Source organism: Streptomyces griseobrunneus, from assembly GCF_046713465.1.
GTDB lineage: Bacteria > Actinomycetota > Actinomycetes > Streptomycetales > Streptomycetaceae > Streptomyces > Streptomyces microflavus.
The window spans coordinates 2788748-2810314 of sequence record NZ_CP177080.1 but is presented as its reverse complement, the minus strand read 5'-3'; the positions used below and the strand labels follow the sequence as shown (position 1 = coordinate 2810314).

20 protein-coding genes are annotated in these 21567 nt (G+C 71.1%); 13 read left to right on the top strand and 7 right to left on the bottom strand.

Annotated elements, in window-relative coordinates:
* Positions 1-85: 85 nt before the first annotated feature.
* From ACK8N7_RS12310 to ACK8N7_RS12300, 3 genes are all read right to left on the bottom strand, one after another.
* On the bottom strand, positions 86-1300 hold the full coding sequence (locus ACK8N7_RS12310) for a pyridoxal phosphate-dependent aminotransferase (protein ID WP_403209180.1): 1215 nt from the start codon (positions 1298-1300) through the stop codon (positions 86-88).
* A gap of 327 nt (positions 1301-1627) precedes the next feature.
* Positions 1628-2443 (bottom strand): arylamine N-acetyltransferase family protein, encoded by an 816-nt coding sequence (locus ACK8N7_RS12305; protein ID WP_500442266.1) that lies wholly within the window; start codon positions 2441-2443, stop codon positions 1628-1630.
* A 183-nt stretch (positions 2444-2626) separates the two neighbouring features.
* Positions 2627-3445, bottom strand: a complete 819-nt coding sequence (locus ACK8N7_RS12300; RefSeq protein ID WP_500442264.1) for an NAD(P)-dependent oxidoreductase — start codon at positions 3443-3445, stop codon at positions 2627-2629.
* Positions 3446-3544: 99 nt separating this feature from the next.
* On the opposite strand from ACK8N7_RS12300, the gene ACK8N7_RS12295 reads away from it, so the two are divergent.
* Positions 3545-3904: a winged helix-turn-helix transcriptional regulator gene (locus ACK8N7_RS12295; protein ID WP_500442262.1), complete on the top strand. Its 360-nt coding sequence runs from the start codon at positions 3545-3547 to the stop codon at positions 3902-3904.
* An 82-nt stretch (positions 3905-3986) separates the two neighbouring features.
* Positions 3987-4832, top strand: a complete 846-nt coding sequence (locus ACK8N7_RS12290) for a S1 family peptidase (RefSeq protein ID WP_500442260.1) — start codon at positions 3987-3989, stop codon at positions 4830-4832.
* Between the two features lie 74 nt (positions 4833-4906).
* Here the strand turns inward: ACK8N7_RS12290 and ACK8N7_RS12285 are convergent, their stop codons facing one another.
* Positions 4907-5746: a TetR/AcrR family transcriptional regulator gene (locus ACK8N7_RS12285; protein ID WP_500442258.1), complete on the bottom strand. Its 840-nt coding sequence runs from the start codon at positions 5744-5746 to the stop codon at positions 4907-4909.
* Between the two features lie 91 nt (positions 5747-5837).
* Here ACK8N7_RS12285 and ACK8N7_RS12280 point away from each other — a divergent pair, with 91 nt between their 5' ends.
* Positions 5838-6692 carry a siderophore-interacting protein gene (locus ACK8N7_RS12280; RefSeq protein ID WP_500442256.1) on the top strand — a complete coding sequence of 285 codons (855 nt, stop codon included), beginning with the start codon at positions 5838-5840 and terminating at the stop codon, positions 6690-6692.
* A gap of 43 nt (positions 6693-6735) precedes the next feature.
* Here the strand turns inward: ACK8N7_RS12280 and ACK8N7_RS12275 are convergent, their stop codons facing one another.
* Entirely contained in the window at positions 6736-8361 is a 1626-nt protein-coding gene (locus ACK8N7_RS12275) for an N-acyl-D-amino-acid deacylase family protein (protein WP_500442254.1), read from the bottom strand.
* A 32-nt stretch (positions 8362-8393) separates the two neighbouring features.
* Positions 8394-9719: an alanine racemase gene (locus tag ACK8N7_RS12270; protein ID WP_500442253.1), complete on the bottom strand. Its 1326-nt coding sequence runs from the start codon at positions 9717-9719 to the stop codon at positions 8394-8396.
* Positions 9720-9852: 133 nt separating this feature from the next.
* Between ACK8N7_RS12270 and ACK8N7_RS12265 the strand changes: the two genes are divergently transcribed.
* The 5 genes from ACK8N7_RS12265 (at position 9853) to ACK8N7_RS12245 (ending at position 15186) form a co-directional block, all read left to right on the top strand.
* On the top strand, positions 9853-10941 hold the full coding sequence (locus ACK8N7_RS12265) for a sugar kinase (protein WP_500442252.1): 1089 nt from the start codon (positions 9853-9855) through the stop codon (positions 10939-10941).
* Complete coding sequence (locus ACK8N7_RS12260) at positions 10938-11696, top strand: IclR family transcriptional regulator (RefSeq protein WP_319348801.1); 759 nt, start codon at positions 10938-10940, stop codon at positions 11694-11696. The genes ACK8N7_RS12265 and ACK8N7_RS12260 overlap by 4 nt, the downstream gene beginning before the upstream one ends.
* A 6-nt stretch (positions 11697-11702) precedes the next feature.
* Positions 11703-12113: a RidA family protein gene (locus ACK8N7_RS12255; protein ID WP_500442250.1), complete on the top strand. Its 411-nt coding sequence runs from the start codon at positions 11703-11705 to the stop codon at positions 12111-12113.
* Positions 12114-12292: 179 nt separating this feature from the next.
* Entirely contained in the window at positions 12293-13768 is a 1476-nt protein-coding gene (locus ACK8N7_RS12250; protein ID WP_403210052.1) for a GntP family permease, read from the top strand.
* Between the two features lie 107 nt (positions 13769-13875).
* Complete coding sequence (locus ACK8N7_RS12245) at positions 13876-15186, top strand: Nramp family divalent metal transporter (RefSeq protein WP_500442248.1); 1311 nt, start codon at positions 13876-13878, stop codon at positions 15184-15186.
* An 86-nt stretch (positions 15187-15272) separates the two neighbouring features.
* Here the strand turns inward: ACK8N7_RS12245 and ACK8N7_RS12240 are convergent, their stop codons facing one another.
* Entirely contained in the window at positions 15273-17003 is a 1731-nt protein-coding gene (locus tag ACK8N7_RS12240) for a chitinase (protein ID WP_500442246.1), read from the bottom strand.
* Between the two features lie 642 nt (positions 17004-17645).
* Between ACK8N7_RS12240 and ACK8N7_RS12235 the strand changes: the two genes are divergently transcribed.
* The 5 genes from ACK8N7_RS12235 (at position 17646) to ACK8N7_RS12215 (ending at position 21522) form a co-directional block, all read left to right on the top strand.
* Entirely contained in the window at positions 17646-18512 is an 867-nt protein-coding gene (locus ACK8N7_RS12235; RefSeq protein WP_403209205.1) for a hypothetical protein, read from the top strand.
* 102 nt (positions 18513-18614) lie between these two features.
* Positions 18615-19328, top strand: coding sequence for a Flp pilus assembly protein CpaB (cpaB, locus tag ACK8N7_RS12230; RefSeq protein ID WP_403209207.1), 714 nt, complete (start codon positions 18615-18617; stop codon positions 19326-19328).
* Positions 19329-19335: 7 nt separating this feature from the next.
* Positions 19336-20637, top strand: a complete 1302-nt coding sequence (locus ACK8N7_RS12225) for a CpaE/TadZ family protein (RefSeq protein ID WP_500442243.1) — start codon at positions 19336-19338, stop codon at positions 20635-20637.
* Between the two features lie 3 nt (positions 20638-20640).
* The gene (locus ACK8N7_RS12220) at positions 20641-21123 is read left to right on the top strand and encodes a TadE family protein (protein WP_403209211.1); all 483 of its coding nucleotides are present in this window, start codon (positions 20641-20643) and stop codon (positions 21121-21123) included.
* A 3-nt stretch (positions 21124-21126) separates the two neighbouring features.
* Positions 21127-21522 (top strand): TadE/TadG family type IV pilus assembly protein, encoded by a 396-nt coding sequence (locus tag ACK8N7_RS12215; RefSeq protein ID WP_403209213.1) that lies wholly within the window; start codon positions 21127-21129, stop codon positions 21520-21522.
* The last annotated feature ends 45 nt before the right edge of the window (positions 21523-21567 follow it).

Here is a 21567-nt window from a genome sequence, read left to right as displayed (position 1 = left end):
CTCCCGGTGATGCTGGGTTCCCATCCTACATTGGATTGAGTCTAAGTTTGTGCCCGATCCGGGCGTGCTTCGGGGTGTGGTCGCCCTACGGCTGTCCGTAACCGTCCAGGAACGAGCCGATCCGGGTCATGGCGTCGGTCAGCTCCTCGGTCGCGGGCAGCGTCACGATGCGGAAGTGGTCCGGCTCCGGCCAGTTGAACCCCGTACCCTGCACGACCATGATCCTCTCGGCCCGCAGCAGGTCCAGGACCATCTGCCGGTCGTCCTTGATCTTGTAGACCTCGGGGTCGAGCCGGGGGAAGAGGTACAGCGCCCCCTTCGGCTTCACGCAGGTCACCCCGGGGATCGACGTCAGCAGGTCGTACGCCACGTCCCGCTGCTCCAGGATCCGGCCGCCCGGCAGTACCAGGTCCTCGATCGACTGCCGCCCGCCGAGCGCCGTGGCCACCGCGTGCTGGGAGGGCATGTTGGCGCAGAGCCGCATGTTGGCGAGGATCGTGAGCCCCTCGATGTACGAGGTGGCGTGCGCCTTCGGGCCGCAGACCGCCAGCCAGCCGGAGCGGAAGCCGGCCACCCGGTAGTTCTTGGAAAGCCCGTTGAAGGTCAGCACCATCAGATCGGGGGCCAGCGCCGCCGTCGGGGTATGGGTCGCGCCGTCGTACAGGATCCGGTCGTAGATCTCGTCGGAGCAGACGATCAGGTTGTGGCGGCGGGCGATCTCGGTGAGACCGCGCAGCATCTCGTCGTCGTACACCGCACCGGTCGGATTGTTCGGGTTGATGATCACCAGGGCCTTGGTGCGGTCGGTGATCTTCCGCTCGATGTCCGCGAGGTCCGGCATCCAGTCGGACTGCTCGTCGCACCGGTAGTGCACGGCCGTCCCGCCGGCCAGCGAGACCGAGGCCGTCCACAGGGGGTAGTCCGGGGCCGGTACGAGAACCTCGTCGCCGTCGTCGAGCAGCGCCTGCATCGACATCTGGATCAGCTCGGAGACTCCGTTGCCCAGGTAGATGTCCTCGACGTCGAGGTCGTCGATCCCCTTGGTCTGGTAGTGCTGCACCACCGCGCGCCGCGCCGAGAGCAGGCCCTTCGCGTCCCCGTAGCCGTGCGCGCCCGCGAGGTTCCGCAGGATGTCCTCAAGGATCTCCGGCGGGCACTCGAACCCGAACGCGGCCGGGTTGCCCGTGTTCAGCTTGAGGATGCGCTGACCGGCCGCTTCGAGCCGCATCGCCTCCTCGAGGACGGGGCCCCGGATCTCGTAACAGACATTGGCGAGCTTGGTGGACTGGATGACCTGCATGTCCGCGAGCTTACGGCCGCGTTTCGCGCGGTGCGCGGAGATTGCGCCGTCCTCGCGACCCCCGGGCCCGCCCGCCTCCAACCTCCGGCTTCCATCGGCAAGGCCGCCCCGGCCCCGGACCGTGGGAAGGACCGGTCCGGGCGCCGTCGAGGCTTGGAATGGGGCGTGAGGCGCCCGGGCGGGTGAGATGCGCCACGCGCGGGGGCAGGGGTGACGGGCGCGCGGGGCCCCGGGTGACGGGCGGCGTCGCCCGGCCGGTGTCGGGGTGACGGGCGCCCGGGTGCGAGGGCTCCGGTGTCCGGGTGACGGGCGCCCGGGTGCGGGGGCTCAGGCGGGCAGCTCGGCGCCCTCGGGGACGTGGATGCCGAAGCCGTCCTCCAGCACCTGGACGAGCTCGTCGGGGCCGGACAGCACCCGCTCCTCGATCGTGCCGTCCTCCGCCGTCTCGACCAGGTCGAGCCCGGCGAGCGACCGGTGGGAGGCGTCGGGCAGGGTGCGCTGCGCGTACACCGCCTGCGCGAACGGAGAGTGCGGGCTGGTCGCGACGTACCAGTTGATCATCTCGAAGTCCGGGCTCTCGAACGGCTCCGGAGTGAAGGCGTACTGCGCCTCCCAGCTCCCGCCCTTCTCCGCCTGCAGCTCCCACATCTCCAGCGGCCCCTCGTGCGCCACCGTCACGAGCCGGTGATGACGCGGAGCGTCGTACAGCTCCGCCCCCGCCACCAGCTCGATCGGCTCCAGCAGCGCGCCGACGGTTCCGAACCCGACATCGGCCACGTACGGGGTCGCCACGCCCGGCACGTCCACTCGCAGCAGTATGTGGCTGCGCGGCCGGACATCGCCCGGCGCCGCGCCCAGCAGCACCCGGGCTGCCAGCAGCGTCACGGTGAAGCCCAACTGCCGAAGGACGCTGGCGAAGAGGGTGTTGTGCTCGTAGCAGTAGCCGCCCCGCCCGCCGCGGACGAGCTTGGCCTCCAGATCGGCCAGGGCCAGGGAGGGCGCCGAACCGAGCACCGGATCCAGGTTCTCGAACGGGATGCCCAGGGCGTGGGCGCGGTGCAGGGACCGCAGCACCTCCACCGTGGGGGCGGGCTCCCCGGTCCAGCCGATCCGGGCGACATAGGCGTCGAGGTCGAGTGTCATACCCCGACCGTACGCAGCCGGGGCCGCGCGGCGCCTCAGGCTGCGGGACCAGGCGGGGCGACCGGCCGGCCCGGGACTTCGGACCGAGCCCGAACGGGGGATGGGGGCGGGGCTGGGGGGCACGCCCGTCCCCTGTTCGGGCGGGGGCCGGGGGCTGGGGGCGGGCCTGCCCTGGCCGGGCCGTCAGATCCCGGAGACCGAGCCGGCCGACGCGATCAGCAGGGCCGTGTCCACGCCCCGCTCCCGCGCCGTACGGAGCAGCGCCGCGTCCCCCGCCTCCGCCACGGCCGGGCTGGTCGCGTCATCGGCCGAGGGGGCGGCACCGAATCCGGCGGTCGCCGGGGCCATCGCCGCGAGCCAGTCCGCCAGCAGCCCGCCGAACTCCTTCGCGTCGACCCCCGCCTTCTCCACCAGCGCGAACGCGTGCCGGGCCCCCGCGAACATGGCCGTCATCGCGCTGAGCAGCGCCACGTCGTACAGCGCGGCGAGACCGGCCTCCGTGCCGACGTACCGGGTGGCGGCGGGCACGGTCAGCACCTCGCGGTGCTCGTCGAAGAGGGCGCGCGTGCCGCTGTAGAGGACATAGCCGCCGGCGTCCGGCGCACCGATCATCGGGGGGACGGCCATGATCCCGCCGTCCAGGAAACGGGCGCCGCGCTCGGCCGCCCAGGCGGCACGGGCGTGGGACTCGGCCGGGGTGGAGGTGGTGAGGTCGACCAGGTCCTTGCCGGTGAGGTCGGCGTCGGCCAGCGCCTCGCGGACCGACGCGTCGTCGAGCAGGCAGGTGACGACGAGCGGGCTCGCCGCCACCGCTTCCGCCGCGGTGGCGGCCACCCGTGCGCCGCGGAGGGCGAGTTCGGTGCTCCGGCCGGGGCTGCGGTTCCAGACGGTCAGGGGGTGCCCGGCGGCGAGCCAGGTACGGGCGAGCGCGGTGCCCATGGCGCCGAGGCCGAGCAGGGTGAGAGGGGTGGGCGGGGTCGGTGCTGGTGCGTTGTCGGACATGCGGATTAGGCTGGTCGACGGGGCCGGGAGCGATCAAGTACGCACTTACGAGTGGGTGGTTACCCGGTGGTGAGCGACCAGGCGGGGAAGGGGTGGGCGATGAGGTCCGTGCGGAGGCCGGGGGCCTACGTCTGCGGGATCGACGCGGCGATGGACGTGATCGGCGGCAAGTGGAAGGTGCTCATCCTGTGGGCGCTGGACGAGAAGCCGTGCCGCTTCGGCGAGCTGCGGCGGGCCGTGCCCGGGGTGACCGAGAAGGTGCTCAGCTCCCACCTCAAGGAGCTGGAGGACGACGGCATCGTGCACCGCGAGGAGTACGCCGAAGTGCCGCCCAGGGTCGAGTACTCGCTCACGCCGCGGGGGGTCTCGCTGAACGCGGCCCTGGCCCCGCTGGGGGAGTGGGGGCGCGAGAACGTCTACCCCGGGAGGGGGAGCGTGGCTGGAAGTGACCCCTTGTGACGGCCTGACATCTGGGCCACCATGCGCATGTCAAAAGCCGGAAGATCTCCGGTCCTTGGCGTCGCTGGAGGGGACCCCCCACATGAACAAGCCTCTCACCGGTGCGTTTTTTGCTGCCCTGCTCCTGGGAGCGGGCGTCGCGCCCGCCGTCGCGGCCGAAAACGTACCGACGCAGGAAGCCGCCCCCACCGCGAAGGCCGTGACCTTCGCCGGGACCGTCGCACTCAGCAACTGTTCGGGCTCCGTCGTCCGTTCGCCCGACTCCGCACCCACCGACCCCGCCCTCGTGCTCTCCAACGGGCACTGTCTGGAGACCGGATTCCCGGGCCCCGGCGAGGTTCTCGTCGACCGTCCGTCCACGCGTACGTTCACCCTGCTCAACGCCTCCGGCAGCGGTGTCGGCACGTTGAAGGCCAGCAAGATCGCGTACGGCACCATGACCGACACCGACCTCTCGCTCTACGAACTCACCTCCACCTACGAGCAGATCGAGAGCAGCTACGGCATCCGGGCGCTGGAGCTGGAGGCCGCCCACCCGGTGGCGGGCACCGCCATCACCGTCGCGTCCGGTTACTGGAAGCGGACCTACAGCTGCGACATCGACGGCTTCGTCCACCAGCTCAAGGAGGGCCGGTGGACCTGGAAGGACTCGGTCCGTTACACCCCGGAGTGCCAGACCATCGGCGGTACGTCCGGTTCGCCGGTGATCGACGACGCCACCGGGAAGGTGGTCGCCGTCAACAACACCGGTAACGAGAGCGGCCAGGAGTGCACGGACAACAACCCGTGCGAGGTCGACGAGAACGGCGAGGTGACCGTCCGCGAGGGCATCAACTACGCCCAGCAGACGTACAACATGGTCCCGTGCATCGGCGTCGGCAACAAGATCGATCTGGATCGGGAGGGCTGCGGGCTGCCCAAGCCGTAGCCGTGGCTGCAGAAGCAGCTGTAGCCGTGGTCGGGTCGTATCCCACCTCTTAGGCGCGCCGGGCGGTCCCGATCTCAGGGCCGCCCGGTGTCCGTCGTCGGGCCCTGCCCGGCGCGCGCTGCGTCGATTCCGTCCAGCAGGACCCCGAGCCCCACCCGGAACGTCTCCCGCGCCTCCCGCTCGGGGTAGGGCAGATCTTCCCTTTCGGCGCCTTCCGGATACGGGTCCGGAGCCCTCTCCCGTTCCAGCCGCACCACCGCCGGGAAGCGTTCCGCGAAATCCGGGACCAGCTCCGTCAGGGCCGCCGCGCGGGCCGCCCACCACTCCTCGTCGGAGCTCCCGGTCGCCCCCGCCGCCCGTCGCGCGTCCGCCACCGTCCGCGCCGAGCCCTGCACCAGCGGGAACAGCGTCCCCACCAGCCGCCGCACCGTCCGGGCCGGCAGCCCGGTCGCCCCGAGCAGCCGGACGAGCGTGTCCAGGTTCGCGTACTCGTGCGGGCCCAGCACCGGCCGGGCCTGCGAGACCTGGAGCACCCAGGGGTGGCGGACGTAGAACTCCAGGACCTCCCCGGCCCACGCGGTGAGCGGCGCCCGCCAGTCGTCCGACTCCGACTCCGGGTACGCGGACGGGAGTTCGGCGTGGACCGCGTCGTACATCAGGTCCAGCAGCTCGCTCTTGCCCGGGACGTGGGTGTAGAGCGCCATCGCGGTCCGCCCGAGCCGCTCGCCGACCGCGCGCATCGACAGGGCCGTCATGCCCTCCTCGTCCGCGATCGCGACGGCCGCCGCCACGATCGCGTCCACGCTCAGCCGGGGCCTGGGCCCGGGGCCGACGCGCGGCGGGGCGGCGACCTCCGCGCGCCAGAGCAGGGAGAGGGAGCGGCGGGCGTCACCCTGCCCGGCAAAGACCACCACTTGCGACTCCTTACGCCATAAAGTATCTTCGGCCGGGTAATCCGGGGAACTCTTTACCCCGTAAAGGTATCAGGGAGAGGGGCTCCGACCCATGGGTCAGGCCATGCCGGTCAGCTATGTACGGGTCACCGGGGTCGAGCGGATCACCCCCCGCACCGCTCGGGTCACCTTCACCGGGGAGGCGCTGCCCCGCATCCTGGAGGACCGCCCCGACCAGCAGCTGAAGCTGTGCCTGCCGCGCGAGGGGCGGAGCCTGGAGGAGGGGCTGCTGCCGGAGCAGGACGCCGAGGACACGTACGGCATGCGCTGGTACGAGGCGTTCCTCGCGATCCCCGAGGCGCGGCGGCCCTGGATGCGGAGCTTCACCGTCCGTGCCTACGACCGGGGCAGCAATGCGATGACCGTGGACTTCGTGCTCCACGGCGACGGCGGGCCCGCCCCGCGCTGGGGTGCGGACGCCCGCCCCGGTGACGTACTCGGCCTGGTCGGCCCGTCGTCCCTCTACGCCCGCCCGCTGCCCGAGGCGGAGCGGCTGCTCATCGCCGGGGACGAGACCGCCCTCCCGGCGATCGCCACGCTGCTGGAGGCGCTGCCGGTGACGACCAGGGCCCTCGTGTACGCGGAGGTCGCGGAAGCGGCGGAGGAGTTGGAGCTGCCGGCCGCCGCCGGAGGGGTCGAGGTGCGGTGGGTCCATCGGGACCGGGGCGGCTCGCTGGTGGCGGCAGTACGGGACGCCGGGCGGGACCTCGACGGGGTGGACGCGGCCTGGGTGGCGGGCGAGGCGTCGGCGGTGCGGGCGCTCCGCCGCCATCTGGTGGGGGAGCGTGGACTGCCCAAGGGGGCCGTCGAGTTCAGCGGCTACTGGCGGCGGGCCCTCACCCAGGACGACGCCCCGACCGAGGAGGACCTGGCCTGGGCTGTGGAGCGCGCCGCCGACGCCTCGTAAAGGGTGCTCGGACGGCTCACGCGCCCCGTCCCTCCCGGGAGGTTCAGGCCGCCCGGGAACCTGCGCCCCGGACCGCCCGGCCCGCCAGTACCGAGGTCCGCCTGCCGTCCTCGATGACGAACCGGCCGTCGATCAGCACGTGCGGGATGCCCACCGGCAGTGTGCGCGGCTCCTCGAACGTGGAGCCCGCCGCCACCGTCTCCGGGTCGAACAGCACCAGGTCCGCGCGGTAGCCCTCGCGCACCAGGCCCCGGTCCGCCAGCCGCAGCCGGGCGGCCGGGCGCGAGGTCAGGTGCGCCACGCACTCCTCCAGCGAGAGGATGCCCAACTCCCTTACATATCGGCCCAGATACTGCGGGAACGTCCCGTACGCCCTCGGGTGCGGCTTGTCGCCCTGGAGGATGCCGTCGCTGCCGCCGGTGTGCACCGGGTGGCGCATGATCTGCTGGACGTTCTCCTCGTGGCCCACATGCTGGAGGATCGTCGTCCCGAGCCGGTCCTCGGTGAGCAGCCGCCGCGCGGTCACCCAGGGCTCCTCGCCCCGCAGTCCGGCCGACTCGGCCACCGTACGGCCCACGTACTCGGCCAGGTGCGGGACGCTGACGCCGGAGATCTCGATGGTGTCCCACTCGATCGGCACCCCGTGGCAGCCGTCCGAGCCCAGCACCTCCAGATGGTGCCGTATCTTCTCCGCGCTCTCCGGGTCCGCCAGTCGGGTGAGCACCGACTCCGGGCCGCCCTCGCCCGCCCAACTCGGTAGCATCGCCACGAGCGTTGTGCAGCCGGGGGTGTACGGGTAGGTGTCGAGCGAGATGTCGGCCCCGGCGGCGAGCGCGCCGTCCAGGAGGGCGAGGAGGTCCGGCGCCCTGCCCTTGTTGACGCCGAAGTTCATGGTGGCGTGGGCGAGATGGAGGGCGCAGCCCGCGTTGCGGGTGAGCTGCACCATCTCCTCGTACGCTTCGAGTGCGCCCGCCCCGTAACTGCGGTGGTGCGGGCAGTAGTAGCCCCCGTGGCGGGCCACCACCCGGCACAGTTCGGTGAGTTCGGCGTCGTCCGCGTACATCCCGGGGGTGTAGGTCAGGCCGGACGACATGCCGACCGCGCCCTCCCGCATGCCCTGGTCCACCAGCTCCTTCATCCGGGCCAGTTCGGCTTCGGTGGCGGGGCGGTCGTCCCAGCCGACGGCGTACATCCGTACCGTGCCCTGCGGGATGAGGTAGGCGGCGTTGACCGCGATGCCCTGGCCGCCGAAGTTGCGGTCCAGGCGGTCCAGGTAGCCGCCGACCGTGCGCCAGTCGAAGTCGATGTCGGAGCCGTCACTGTTCCAGCCGGTGATGGAGCGGCGGACCTCGGCCAGGGTGCGGTCGTCCGCGGGCGCGTACGACAGGCCGTCCTGGCCCAGCACTTCGAGCGTGACGCCCTGCGCCGCCTTTGCGCTGTGGTCCGGGTCGCGCAGCAGCGCCAGATCACTGTGGGCGTGCATGTCGATGAAGCCGGGGGCGAGGGCGAGACCGTCCGCGTCGACCGTGCGGGTGGCGGTGGGGCGGGGGCCGGGGGAGCCCTCGGGGTGGATCTCGGTGATCCGGCCGCCGTCGACCGCCACATCGGCGCGGTGGGCGGGCTCGCCGGAGCCGTCGACGACGAGCGCGTCGCGCAGGACCAGGTCCATGGGTGGCCTTTCGGGGCGGGGGAGGGGGCGGCTCAGAAGAACGTGCGGATGTAGTCGCTGACCGTGCCGTCCGACTCCACCAGCGGGATCAGCTGCCACTTGTCGAAGCTGGTGCAGGGGTGCGAGAGGCCCATGCCGACCCAGTCGCCCACCTCCAGCCGGGCCCCTTCCTCCGTACGCACCCAGGTGTGCTGGTCGGAGAGGCCGGTGACCGTGATCCCGGCGGCGGGGCGGACCGAGCCGTCCCGGCCGGAGCGGACCACCTGCGCCTCGGGGAGGTCCAGGTCGTACGCCGCGTCCCGCTTGCCCGCGTTCAGGAACGCCTGCTCGCCGGAGGGGCGGGAGACGACCTGGGCCCAGAGCCGGAAGGCCGGCTCCAGAGCGCCCTCCTCGGGGACGCGGTTGAACGGGGTGAGGTGCTTGTAGTGCCCGTCGTCGTGCGAGACGTACGCGCCTGAGCGGAGCAACTTGAGGACGGGAACGCTGAGTTCGGGGATCTCGGCGAAGACGTCCGCCACCGCGTCGAACCAGGCGCTGCCGCCCGCGCTGATCACGATCTCGTCGCCGGACGTGAACCGCCCGGCGCTGTCGAAGGCGGCCGCCAGGGCGACGAGCCGCCGCAGCCACTCCCGTACCCGCTCGGGGTCGGCGTCCGGCACCTCGCCCTCGTACCCGGCCACGCCCACCAGGCGCAGCGACCCGGCCGCCGCCACCGCGTCGGCCACCGCCGCGCAGTCGGCCTCCGTGCGGGCGCCGGTGCGCGCGCCCTCGCCCGCGCCGAGCTCCACGACCACATCGACCGGGCGGGTGGCACCCGCCGCGCTCAGGGCCTCCTCCATCAGCTCGACCCCGCGCACGGAGTCCACGTAACAGATGAAGCGGAACTCCGGGTCGGCCGTCATCTCGCCGGCCAGCCACCGCAGCGCCACCGCGTCGACCAGCTCGTTGGCGAGGAAGATCCGCCCGATCCCGTACGCCCGGTAGACCCGCGCCTGGTGCGGCACGGCCGCCGTGATGCCCCAGGCGCCGCGCTTCAGCTGGTCCGCGAAGAGCTGCGGGGACATCGACGTCTTGCCGTGCGGGGCGAACGCGAGGCCGTGGCGCTCGGCGTACGCCTCCAGCAGGGCGAGGTTGTGCTCCACCGACTCGGCGGAGAGGGCGAGGACGGGGGTGGTGAACCCGCCCGTGAACAGGTTGCGGCGCTCGGCGGTCAGGGTGGCGACGGTCAGGCCCTCCGCGTCGGGCGGGAGCGCCTTGAAGCGGTGGTCGACGCGCTCCTCGGCGAGGCCGGCGGCCAGTGACGCGGGGCGGTTCGCGGGGTGGGACGCGGTGTGGCCTGTGGGGTGGTCGGCTGCCAAGGGGAGCTCCTCGAAGTTCGTTGCACTATATGCAACACCCATTGCGCATATCGCTTGACGCTGTCTAACATCCGAGCCGACGCCCGGTCAATGGTGACCACCGGCCCGCACGCCGATCAGCGAGGAGCCTTCAGTGCCCGGACCCGCAGCAGGGACGGCCCACGCCGCCACGACCACCGATGTCGTCTGCCTCGGTGAGTCCATGGTGACGTTCCTGCCCTCGCAGCCCGGCCGCCTCGCCGATGTGCCGTCCTTCGGACGCGGGATCGGGGGCGCCGAGTCCAACGTGGCCTGCGCGCTCGCCGCCGCCGGGCACCGGGCGGCCTGGGTCGGGCGGGTGGGCGCGGACGGCTTCGGCGACCATCTGGTCGAGACGATCGCGGGGTACGGGGTCGACACCTCGGCCGTCCGCCGGGATCCCGACCGTCCAACCGGGATCTACTTCCGTACGGCGACGGATCGCGGGGCGGGCGCCCACGAGGTGGCGTACTACCGGGCCGGGTCGGCGGCGTCTGCGATGTCGCCGTCGAACGTGCCGTACGGGGAGGTGTTCGCGGGGCGGATTCTTCATCTGTCCGGGATCACCGCCGCGCTGTCGGGGGACTGTCTGGAGCTGCTGCGGGAGCTGACCGCGCCGCGTCCCGGCCGGCCGCTCGTCTCCTTCGACGTGAACCACCGGCCGCATCTGTGGCGGGGCGGGGAGGCCGACGCCTCTGTGCTGCTGGAGCTGGCCCGCCACTGTGACCTGGTGTTCGTGGGGGAGGACGAGGCGGAGGAGGCGTGGGGGATCGAGGGTGCGGAGGCGATCCGGGCGGCGCTGCCGGAGCCGTCCGTGGTGGTCGTGAAGCGGGGGAGTGCGGGGGCGACGGTGTTCTCGGGGCTCCGCCCCGGACCCCGCTCCTCAAACGCCGGAGCGGCTGAAATCGTCACCGTCGTCCCCGCCCTCCGCGTCGACGTCGTCGCCGCCGTCGGGGCCGGGGACGCCTTCGCCGCCGGGTTCCTCTCCGCCACCCTGCGTGGTCTGTCCGTACGGGACCGGGTCCGGCACGGGCACCTCATGGCCGCCGCCGTCCTCACCGTCCCCGGCGACCTCACCGAACCGCCCGCCCGCGACCACGCCGACCGGCTCGTCGCCCTCGACGACGGCGCCTGGGGGAGACTTCTTCTCGGCCCCGGCTGGACCGCAGCCGACCGGGCCCCCGAGGAGGTACGTACGTCATGAGCCAGACCGTCGACCGGGCACTCAGCATCCTGCCGCTGCTCGCCCAGGGACCCGCCGACCTCGGCCAGGTCGCCGAGCGGCTCGGCGTCCACAAGTCCACGGCGCTGCGCCTGCTGCGTACGCTCCACGAGCACGGGCTCGTCTACCGCCAGCAGGACCAGCGCTACCGCCTCGGCGCCCGGCTCTTCGCGCTCGCCCAGGAGGCCGTCGAGAACCTCGACGTACGCGAGATCGCCCACCCCCACCTGGTCGAGCTGAACGACCGCTGCGGGCACACCGTGCACCTCGCCGTCTACGAGGAGCAGGAAGTCCTCTACATCGACAAGGTCGAGAGCCGCTACCCGGTCCGGATGTACTCGCGGATCGGCAAGCCCGTCGCGATCACCGTCGCGGCCGTGGCCAAGCTGCTGCTCGCCGACCTCACCGAGCCCGAGCGGCGCACCATCGCCGAGAAGCTCGACTACCCCCTGTACACGTCCCGTTCGACGCCGAACGCGGCTGCCTTCCTCAAGGAGCTGGCCGTCGTCCGCGAACAGGGCTGGGCCACCGACCTCGGTGGTCACGAGGAGTCCATCAACTGCATCGGCGCCCCGATCCGCGGCGCGGACGGGCGGGTCGTCGCGGCCATGTCGGTCTCCGCACCGAACGTGGTCGTCACGGCCGAGGAACTCCTCACCCTCCTCCCGCTGGTCCGGCGCACCGCCGAGACCATCAGCCGGGAGTACTCCGGCACCAACCGACCCAAGAAAGTCTGATCAGCCATGACCGAGAAGACCGCCCTCACCCCCTCCACCCACACCGCGCCGCCCGCGCAGTTCTCGCACGGCGTGAAGAAGGGGAACATCCTCCAGGTCGCCGGCCAGGTCGGCTTCCTCCCGGCCGTGGACGGCCAGGCCCCGACCCCGGCCGGCCCCACCCTGCGCGAGCAGACCCTCCAGACCTTCGCCAACGTCAAGGCGATCCTGGAGGAGGGCGGCGCGAGCTGGGACGACGTGATGATGATGCGCGTCTACCTCACGGACGTGGACCACTTCGCGGAGATGAACGAGATCTACAACGCGTACTTCGCCGAGCAGAACCTCAAGGAGGCCCCCTCGGCCCGTACGACGGTCTACGTCGGCCTGCCCAAGGACCTGCTGATCGAGATCGACGCCCTCGCGGTGCTCAGCTGACCGCTCGCCCGGCGCCGACCGTTCGACCCTGACCGCCCGGCCCCGATCGCTTCGGACCCACTGATCGTCTTGCCTCACCCGCAGCACCTCTCCACCTCGCCGTACGGCACGGCGTCCCGCTCTTCGGGGACGCCGTGCCGCGCTCCCCCCTGCCCTCCTCCAGCACCACCGGAGTCCCCTTGTTGCTCGCCGCCACCCCACCGCCGGTCGAGACGCCACCGCACACCGGTGGCCTGCTCCTCCTGATCGACGGCACAGCCGGTCTGCTGACCGTCGCCGCCCTCGGTATCGCGCTCCTCCTCTTCCTGATCATCAAGGTCAGGCTCCAGCCGTTCGTCGCCCTGCTCGCGGTCTCCATAGCCGTCGGCCTGGGTGCCGGCCTCTCGGTCACCGAGCTGTTCGGCACCGTGCAGAAGTCCGCCGCCGTCTCGGTCATCGAATCCGGTATGGGCGGCATCCTCGGCCATGTCGCGATCATCATCGGGCTCGGCACCATGCTCGGCGCGATCCTCGAAGTGTCCGGCGGGGCCGAGGTGCTGAGCACCCGCCTGCTGAACCTCTTCGGCGAGAAGCGCGCCCCGCTCGCCATGGGCCTGACCGGCCTGATCTTCGGTATCCCGGTCTTCTTCGACGTCGGCATCTTCGTCCTCGCGCCGATCGTGTACGCGGCCGCCAAGCGCTCCGGAAAATCGATTCTGCTCTATGCCATGCCGCTGCTGGCGGGGCTGTCGATGACCCATGCGTTCCTGCCCCCGCACCCGGGCCCGGTGGCCGCCGCCGGACTCTTCAATGTGTCGCTGGGCTGGGTCATCCTGATGGGCGCCGTCGTCGGCATCCCCTCCGTCCTCGCCGCCTGGGTGTACGCCGCCTGGATCGGGAAGCGGATCTTCGTCGACGTACCGCAGGACATGGTGGAGGCCGCCGCCGAGGCCAAGGAGGCCGTCGCCGCCGAGCAGCGGGCCGCCGGGGTCGCCCCGCACGAGAAGCCGGTCCCGCTCCTCACGGTCCTCGCGATCATCGGGACCCCGCTGATCCTGATCCTCGCCGCGACGTTCTCCTCCATCGCGCTGGACCCCTCCACGCTCCGCTCGGTCGTCGAGTTCTTCGGCAACCCGTTCGTGGCCCTGACGATCGCGCTGTTCCTCGCGTACTACCTGCTGGGCATCCGCCGCGGCTGGTCCCGCAAGTCCCTGGAATCGGTCTCCACGTCCTCGCTCAAGCCCGTCGGCAACATCCTGCTGGTGGTCGGCGCGGGCGGCATCTTCGGCGCCGTGCTCAAGGGCAGCGGCATCGCGGACGCGCTGGCCGACACCTTCAACGACGTGGGCCTCCCGGTCATCCTCCTCGCCTGGCTGATCTCGGTGGTCCTGCGCGTCGCCCAGGGCTCGGCCACCGTCGCGATCGTCACCACGGCCGGGATCGTGGTCCCGCTGGTCGAGGGCCAGGACATGTCCCAGGCCCACCTGGCGCTGATCATCATGGCGATCTCGGCGGGCTCGATCTTCGCCTCGCACGTGAACGACGGCGGCTTCTGGATGGTGTCGAAGTACTTCGGCATCTCGGAACGCGACACGTTGAAGTCCTGGACGGTGCTGGAGACGGTGCTGTCGGTGGCCGGCTTCGTGGTCGCGGCGCTGCTCAGCCTGGTCATCTAGCCAGAGCGCCGGCGAACCGGCACACACGGGGACGTTCCCCGTGCCCCGCCCACCGATCCGTGCACGCCCCCTTGTGCCGCCCCGCCGATTGCGCTTCCTTGATCGGCATGGCGGAGACAAGCGCAACCACAGAAACAGGGGAGCCGGCCTCCCGACCACGTAAGTCCAGCTGGAAGTACATCGGCCCCGGCATCGTCGTCGCGGCGACCGGAGTCGGGGCCGGCGACCTGGTCGCGACGCTGATCGCGGGCTCCAAGTTCGGGTACACCCTGATGTGGGCGGCGGTGATCGGCTGCGTCGTCAAGATCTCGCTCGCCGAGGCGGCCGGCCGCTGGCATCTCGCGACCGGCCGCACGCTCTTCGACGGCTGGCGCAGCATCGGCCCCTGGACCACGGTGTACTTCGCGATCTACGTCGTCGTCTGGGGCTTCATCTACGGGGCGACGGCCATGTCCTCCAGCGCCCTGCCCATCGTGGCGCTCTTCCCCGACGGGCCCGGCCTGAAGTTCTGGGCGATCGTCACCGGGCTGATCGGACTGGCCTTCGTCTGGTTCAACCGGTACGCCGTCTTCGAGAAGGTCATGACGGTCCTGATCGGCATCATGTTCGTGGTGGTCGTGTATGTGGCCGCCCGTGTGGTGCCGGACGTCGGGGCCTCGTTCGCCGGGCTGCTGCCCGTACTGCCGGACGGTTCGCTGCTCTACACGCTCGGGCTGATCGGCGGTGTCGGCGGCACGATCACCATGGCGGCGTACGGGTACTGGGTCAACGCCAAGGGGTGGGGCAACTCCTCCTGGATGAAGGTGATGCGGCTCGACAACCGGGTCGCCTACATCACCACCGGGATCTTCGTCGTGGCGATGCTCATCGTCGGCGCCGAGCTGCTGCACGCCTCCCAGATCGCCCTCACCTCCGGTGACCGGGGGCTGATCGACCTGGGCAAGGTGCTGGAGGACCGGTTCGGGACGGGCACCGCGAAGCTCTTCCTGATCGGCTTCTTCGCCACGTCGTTCTCGTCGCTGATCGGTGTCTGGCACGGGGTGAGCCTGATGTTCGCCGACTTCGTGGAGCGGTTCCGCGCCCCGGCCGCCCCGGTCGCGCAGGAGAAGGAACACGCCGGGCCGGCCGTCGCCGACCGCCAGCAGCGGTCGCTGCCGTTCCGCGCGTACCTCCTCTGGCTGACCTTCCCGCCGATGACCCTGCTCTGGCTGGACGAGCCGTTCGGCCTGGTCATCGCGTACGGGGTGCTCGGCGCGTTCTTCATGCCCTTCCTCGCCCTGACCCTGCTGTGGCTGCTCAACTCCTCCCGTACGCCGAGCGAGTGGCGCAACGGCTGGCTCAGCAACGGGATGCTGGCCCTGGCGGGGCTGCTGTTCGTCGTGCTCTGTGTGCAGCAGGTGCGCGAACTGCCCTGGTGAACCGTGCTTCCGGAACGCCGCAGCGCCGCCGGGGGAGCGGCGGCGCTGCAGGTTCGGAGGATCGCTGTGCGATACGGGCTACGCGGTTACGGCAGGCTGCGGACGTGCGGGCCGACCGCCTTCGACCAGGCGAACCCGGCCGTCGCGTCCCAGTTGGTCGACCAGGTCATCGCGCCACGGAGCGACGGGTAGGTCTTCGAGGGCTTGAAGGAACCGCAGTTGGTGCCCTTGGCCAGGCAGTCCAGGGCGGCGTTCACGATCGACGGGGAGACGTAGCCGCTGCCCGCGCCCCGGGTGGAGGCGGGGACACCGATGCCGACCTGGGACGGGTCGAGGCCGCCCTCCAGCTGGATGCAGGCGAGCGCGGTGAGGAAGTCCACCGAGCCCTGGGAGTAGACCTTGCCGTCGCAGCCCAGCATCGAACCGCTGTTGTAGTACTGCATGTTGACGACGGTCAGGATGTCCTTGATGTTGAGCGCCGTCTTGAAGTACTCACCCGACGTCGACTGCATGTCGATGGTCTGCGGGGCCATCGTGATGACGAGCCCGCTGCCCGCCTTCGCCGACAGCTGGCGCAGAGCCTTCGTCATGTAGGTGGCGTTGAGGCCGTTCTCCAGGTCGATGTCGACCCCGTTGAAGCCGTAGTCCTGCATCAGCGCGTACACCGAGTTGGCGAACGCGGTGGCGGAGGCGTCGCTGTCGACCCGGATCGTGCCGAGCTCGCCGCCGATCGAGATGATGATGTTCTTGCCCTGCGTCTGCTTGGCCTTGATGTCCGCGCGGAACTGGGCGTCGGTGTAGCCGCCCAGCCCGGCCGAGTCGAGCTTGAAGGTGACCGCACCCTGCGTCGCCGTGGCGTCCGCGAAGGAGACCGCGATGATGTCGTAGTCGGCCGGGACGTCGGTGAGCTTCTGGATAGCCGCGCCGTTGTTGAAGTTCTGCCAGTAGCCGGTCACCGCGTGCTTGGGCACGGCGGGGCCGGGGCCGCCCGTGCCGGGCTTGGCCGTACGGGCGCTGACGGCGGCGGACTTCACCGACTCACCGGCCGCGTTGGTGGCGCTCACCGTGAACTGGTACGCCGTGTCGGAGGCCAGCCCCGTGACGGTCGCCGAGGTCCCGGTGGAGGTGCTGGCCTGCGCACCGTCCCGGTACACCTTGTAGCCCGTGGCGCCCGAGACCGCGTTCCAGGACAGGGCGACGGAGGAGGTCGTCGTGGCGCCCGCGGCGAGGCCTGCGGGGGCTGCCGGGATGACCGGGCCGGGGTCCTCACCGCCGCCACCGCCGTCGGGGCCCGTCACCTCGATGTCGTCGGCGAAGTAGGCGGACTGCCCGTACCAGCCGTGGGTGTAGACGGTCACCGACGTGGTGTTCGCGCCGGTCTTGAAGCTGGTGGACAGCTTGGTCCAGCTGGTGGAGCCCGGCGTCCAGGTGGAGACGTCCGTCGTTCCGCTGCCGGTCACTCCGAGGTAGGCGTAACCGCCCTGCACCCAGGAGCTCAGCGCGTACGTCGAGTTGGGCTTCACGGCCACGGTCTGCGTGCACTTGGCGTTGTCCTGGCCGGCCGGGGTGGCCTTCAGCGCGGACGTACCGCTGCGCACGGGGGAGGAGACGGTGGCGCCGCTGCCGGCGGAACAGGCCCAGTTGGCGAGCCCCGACTCGAAGCCCGCGTTCTTGGCGTTGTTGATGTCGGCGGCCTGCGCGGTGGAGACGAGTCCGGTGACGGTCAGGGCGCCGGCCGCGATGACGGCCATGGCGCCGCCGAGGATGGGCCGGGAGTTGTGCCTTCTGCGTCTTCTGCTGCCTGCGGAGCGTTGCACGTGGGCCTCCGTGGGGAGTTGGTGGTACGTGGCGGGAGTGCACGGCGGCGGGGATGGGGAAGGCCGTGCGGTGTGGAGCAGAAGCGGTGGCCACCGCTGGCGGATAAACTGGTCCAGACCAATCAAGTTGTCAAGACCTCTGGCGGTGAAAGGGCATCCCGAAGCGTCGGGCGGCCGTGCTCGCGGGAGGCTCCGGCGCTGCCCGCGGGGCTCTCGGCGGAGGGTCCCGGGCCGGAGATTCTTTGCCGGGAGGCGACCCGCCGCCCTCACTCCGCTACCCACACGGGTGATCTTGCTGAAGGTCTTCGTACCGTGACGGAAACGGCCCGCCGGAATGATCCGGAACGCTCCTGTATCCGCCCTGACGTGCGGAAATGAAAACACGACCGGATTCCGGATGCCGGGTTCGGTAACGCTCCGCAGTGGCCGGGAAGTTGACCGGAATCGATTTCATCCTGTTTAGCACCCGACCCCCGTACGAACGGTGTTCGCATGATGACGCACTGGTCTCCGATAACTGTTCTCTGCCTGGTGAGACGTGGCTAAAGTGCTGAGGCAGGAGCACGGAGCAGGAGCGATTGCGGCCGACGTCTCGACGGCGGCCGGAGCCGAACGGGGAAGAGCGTGCCGACCGCAATAGCAGTGACGAGTGCAGATCTGGTGCTGCCGCCCACCGATCAGCAGACACCGACCGCGGCCCTGCTCCAGGCCCCAGAGGCCCAGGCCCTGGAGCTGGCGATCGGCGACATGCATCTGCTGCTCGAACAGCACGGATACGTGATCGCCCTCTACCCGTCCGGCATCCGGCCCGAGCACGAACGCCGCCTGCACTCGATCCGCTCGGTCCTGGAGAGCGACCGGATCGCCCTGGTCAAGGTGGATCTGCCACCCCTCGGCGTGGCCGTACTGGTGCGCCAGCTGCGGCAGTTGTCCATCTGCGACTTCAGCCCCGGGGTGGTCGCCTCCGCCGCCCGGCTGCTGTCCCACTACATCTACGCGGGCGCCCTGCTCAACTCCGTCGCCAAACTCGACCGGGTCCCGGTCAGCCTCAAGAGCCACGCCAAGTCCTGGGTCCCCGGCTCGCAGTTCGCCGTGCTCGCCGGGCCCGAACCGCAGCTCATCAAAGTGGGGCCGGCCGCCGAACCCCTGGCCGGACCGGAATTCCGTACGCATCTTCTGGTCGCCAAAGGGCAGTTGCAGTCGGACTGGGTACAGGAGACCCTCGTGCCCGCCTGGAAGGTCCAGGCCGTACACGACACCGGCGTACTCGCCGACTCCCCGCGCTGGTGGGGCACGGGAAAGCTGGTGGAGTTCGCCGCCTACCTCCCGGACATCTCCATGCTCTACCAACTGGTCTGCTCCGTCCGGCGGGAGAAGTGCCACTGGTGCGAAATGGAACTCATCGGCGACCGCTGCGCCTTCTGTTCCGCACCGCTCGCCGCCCCCGAGAACCGCAGGGCGTCCACCGGTGTCCTTCAGCTGGAAGCCGGCCAGTCCTCCGGCCCCTAGGCCCGCCCGGCCCGGGCGCCCGGCCCCCGGCCCGTACCGCCTCACCGCACATCCCTCTGTCCGCTGCCCCACGCATCCGATTCGAACGAGGTTGTCCGGCCCATGAACTCCCGCCAGCGCCGCGGCGTGATACTCCTGCTCCTGTCGGTCCTGTGTGCCTTCGGTGCCTTCGCCGGCGTGCTCTCGGTGATCAGCGATGTGAACTCCAAGGTGGGTCCCGAAGTGACCGCCTACCAGCTGAAATCCGACGTGGCCCCGTACACGGCCCTGCGCAGTGGTCAGTTCGAGAAGATCACGATGCCCAAGCGGTGGCTCTCGGAGAACGCCGTGACCGACCTGCGCGAGATCGAGTCGAAGATCGCCGTCACCCAGCTCCGCTCGGGCTCGCTGCTCCAGTCGGACATGATGGTGCGCAAACCCGAACTCCGTGCCGGTGAGCAGGAGATCGCCATCATGATCGATGCCGCCACCGGCGTCGCGGGCAAGATCACGCCGGGCGCCACGGTCAACATCTACGCCACGTTCGCCGGTGAGCAGCAGGAGAACGGCACCCCCGCCCAGTCCAAGGTCATCGTCTCCAACGCCAAGGTGCTGGAGGTCGGCACGCTCACCGCCCTCAACCCGAGCGGCGACGAGCGCCGCAGCCAGGTCACCGAGGCCGTGCCGATCACCTTCGCCCTGAACACGCTGGACACCCAGCGCATCGCGTACGCCGAGTCCTTCGCGGAGCACGTACGTCTCGCCCTCGTCGCCCCGGGCAGCGACGGCACCATCCGCCCGGGGGACCGCACCTACACGCTCGACAAGGACAAGTGAGGATCGGATGACCACCAGAATCCTCCCGGCCGTGGGCGACCCCGACGCGGCCCGCTCCGTCACCACCCTGCTCAGCCAGCTCCCCGACGCCGAACCGGCCAGCCCGGTCGGCGACTCGACCCAGCTGATCGACACCCTGGCCCGGCTCGCGGGCGAGGCCCTCGACGAGCTGCCCGAAGTGGTGCTGGTGCACGAGCGGATCGGCCCGGTCCCCGCCCTGGAGCTGATCCGGGAGGTGTCCCTGCGGTTCCCCTCCGTCGGGGTCGTCATGATCACCACGGACGCCAGCCCCCACCTCTTCGCCGACGCGATGGACTCCGGCGCCCGCGGCCTGGTCACCCTGCCGGTCGGCTACGAGGAGCTCGCCAACCGGGTCCAGGCCGCGGCCCAGTGGTCGACCGGCGTACGCCGCCACCTCTCCTCCGCGGGCGACGTCTTCACCGGCCCCGGCGGCACGGTCGTCACGGTCACCGGCGCCAAGGGCGGCGTCGGCGCCACCGTCACCGCCATCCAGCTCGCCCTCGCCGCCCAGGCCTCCGGCCACTCGGTCGCCCTGGTCGACATGGACCTCCAGACCGGCGACATCGCCTCGTTCCTCGACGTACAGTTCCGGCGCTCCCTCGTCGACCTCGCCCTGATCACCGACATCTCGCCCCGGGTGCTCGCCGACGCCGTCTTCTCCCACTCCACCGGCCTCGCCCTGCTGCTCGCCCCCGGCGAGGGCGAACGCGGTGAGGAGGTCAGCGACCGCTCGTCCCGCCAGATCGTCAGCGCCCTGCGCTCCCGGTACGAGATCGTCGTCATCGACTGCGGCGGGCAGATGAACGGGGCCAACGCGGCCGCCATCGAGATGGCCGACGTCGCCCTGCTGGTGACGACCCCCGACGTCGTCGCGGTGCGCGGCGCGAAACGCATCGTACGGATGTGGGAACGGCTCCAGATCCGCAAGGCCGAGGAGACCGTCACCCTCGTCAACCGCTTCACCCGCAACACCGAGATCCAGCCGCCCCTGATCCAGAAGATCACCGGCACCCGGGTCGCCAACGCGGCGGTCCCCGCCAACTTCAAGGAGCTCCAGGCGTCCATCGACTCCGGCCGCCTGCACGAACTGGACGCCAAGAGCACTGTCAAGCAAGCCCTGTGGGGCCTGGCCGGAGAGCTGGGCATCGTCAAGGCGAGCGCGACCGCCAAGAAGTCCGGCGGCTTACTCGCCAAGAGGAACAGCGGCACCTTCAAGAACGACCGGGGCTCGATCGGACTCCCGCGCCGCCGGCGTGGCGGGCCCGCAGAAGCTGAGGGGACACGTTGAGCGATGACCACCAAAAGGACGGCTCGCAGCGGCATACGGGGGCGGATCACCGCCCCGCGTGAGCGCACCGGAGACGCACGGGACCCTTCGGCCCGGGCTGTGCTGGGCCGAAGGGCCCGGGGCGTGCGGGACGACCGCGGGCAGACCGCGGTCGAGTTCCTGGGCATGACCCCCTTCATCATCCTGATCATGCTGGTGCTCTGGGAGTGCGCCCTGATCGGCTACACGTTCAGCCTCGCGGGCAACGCGGCGGACGTGGGCGCGCGCAAGGGCAGCGGAGCGGAGTACGGGGCCGGGGCGGCCTGCCGGGCGGGGGCCCTGGAGGACCTGCCCGACGCCTGGTCGGGTGCGGCCCGGGTGAGCTGCAGCCGGGGCTCGGACCTGTACGAGGCGAAGGTGACGCTCAAGGTCCCGGTACTGGTCCCCGGCCTCTTCGACCTGGACATCGACATCGACGGCGAAGCCGGATCGGCGCTGGAGGACTGAGTGATGACGACCCTGCCGTACAGCGCACGCATCCGGTCCGGGCCGGCCGGGAAGGGCCGCGACCGCGGCCAGGTCGCCATGGAGTACCTCGGCTTCCTCCCCCTGCTGCTCCTCGTCGCGATGGGCGCCCTCCAGCTCGGCCTCGCCGCGTACGCCGCCAACCAGGCGGGCACCGCCGCACGCGCCGGAGCCCGTACGGCGGCCAGCTACGACGCCCACGGGGACCCGGAGTCGGCGGCCCGGGGCGCGGTGAGCGACTGGCTGAGCGGCGACGGGTTCGGGTACAGCCAGAGCGGCGGCCAGGACATCACCGCGACCGTCCAGGTCAAGGTCCCCTCCGTCGTCCCTGGCCTGGACGGCTGGGTGGCGAAGCGGAGCGCCACGATGCCACGCGAATAGCCGCCCACGGCACAGACCGGCCGGACCCAGCAGCATTCCGCGACA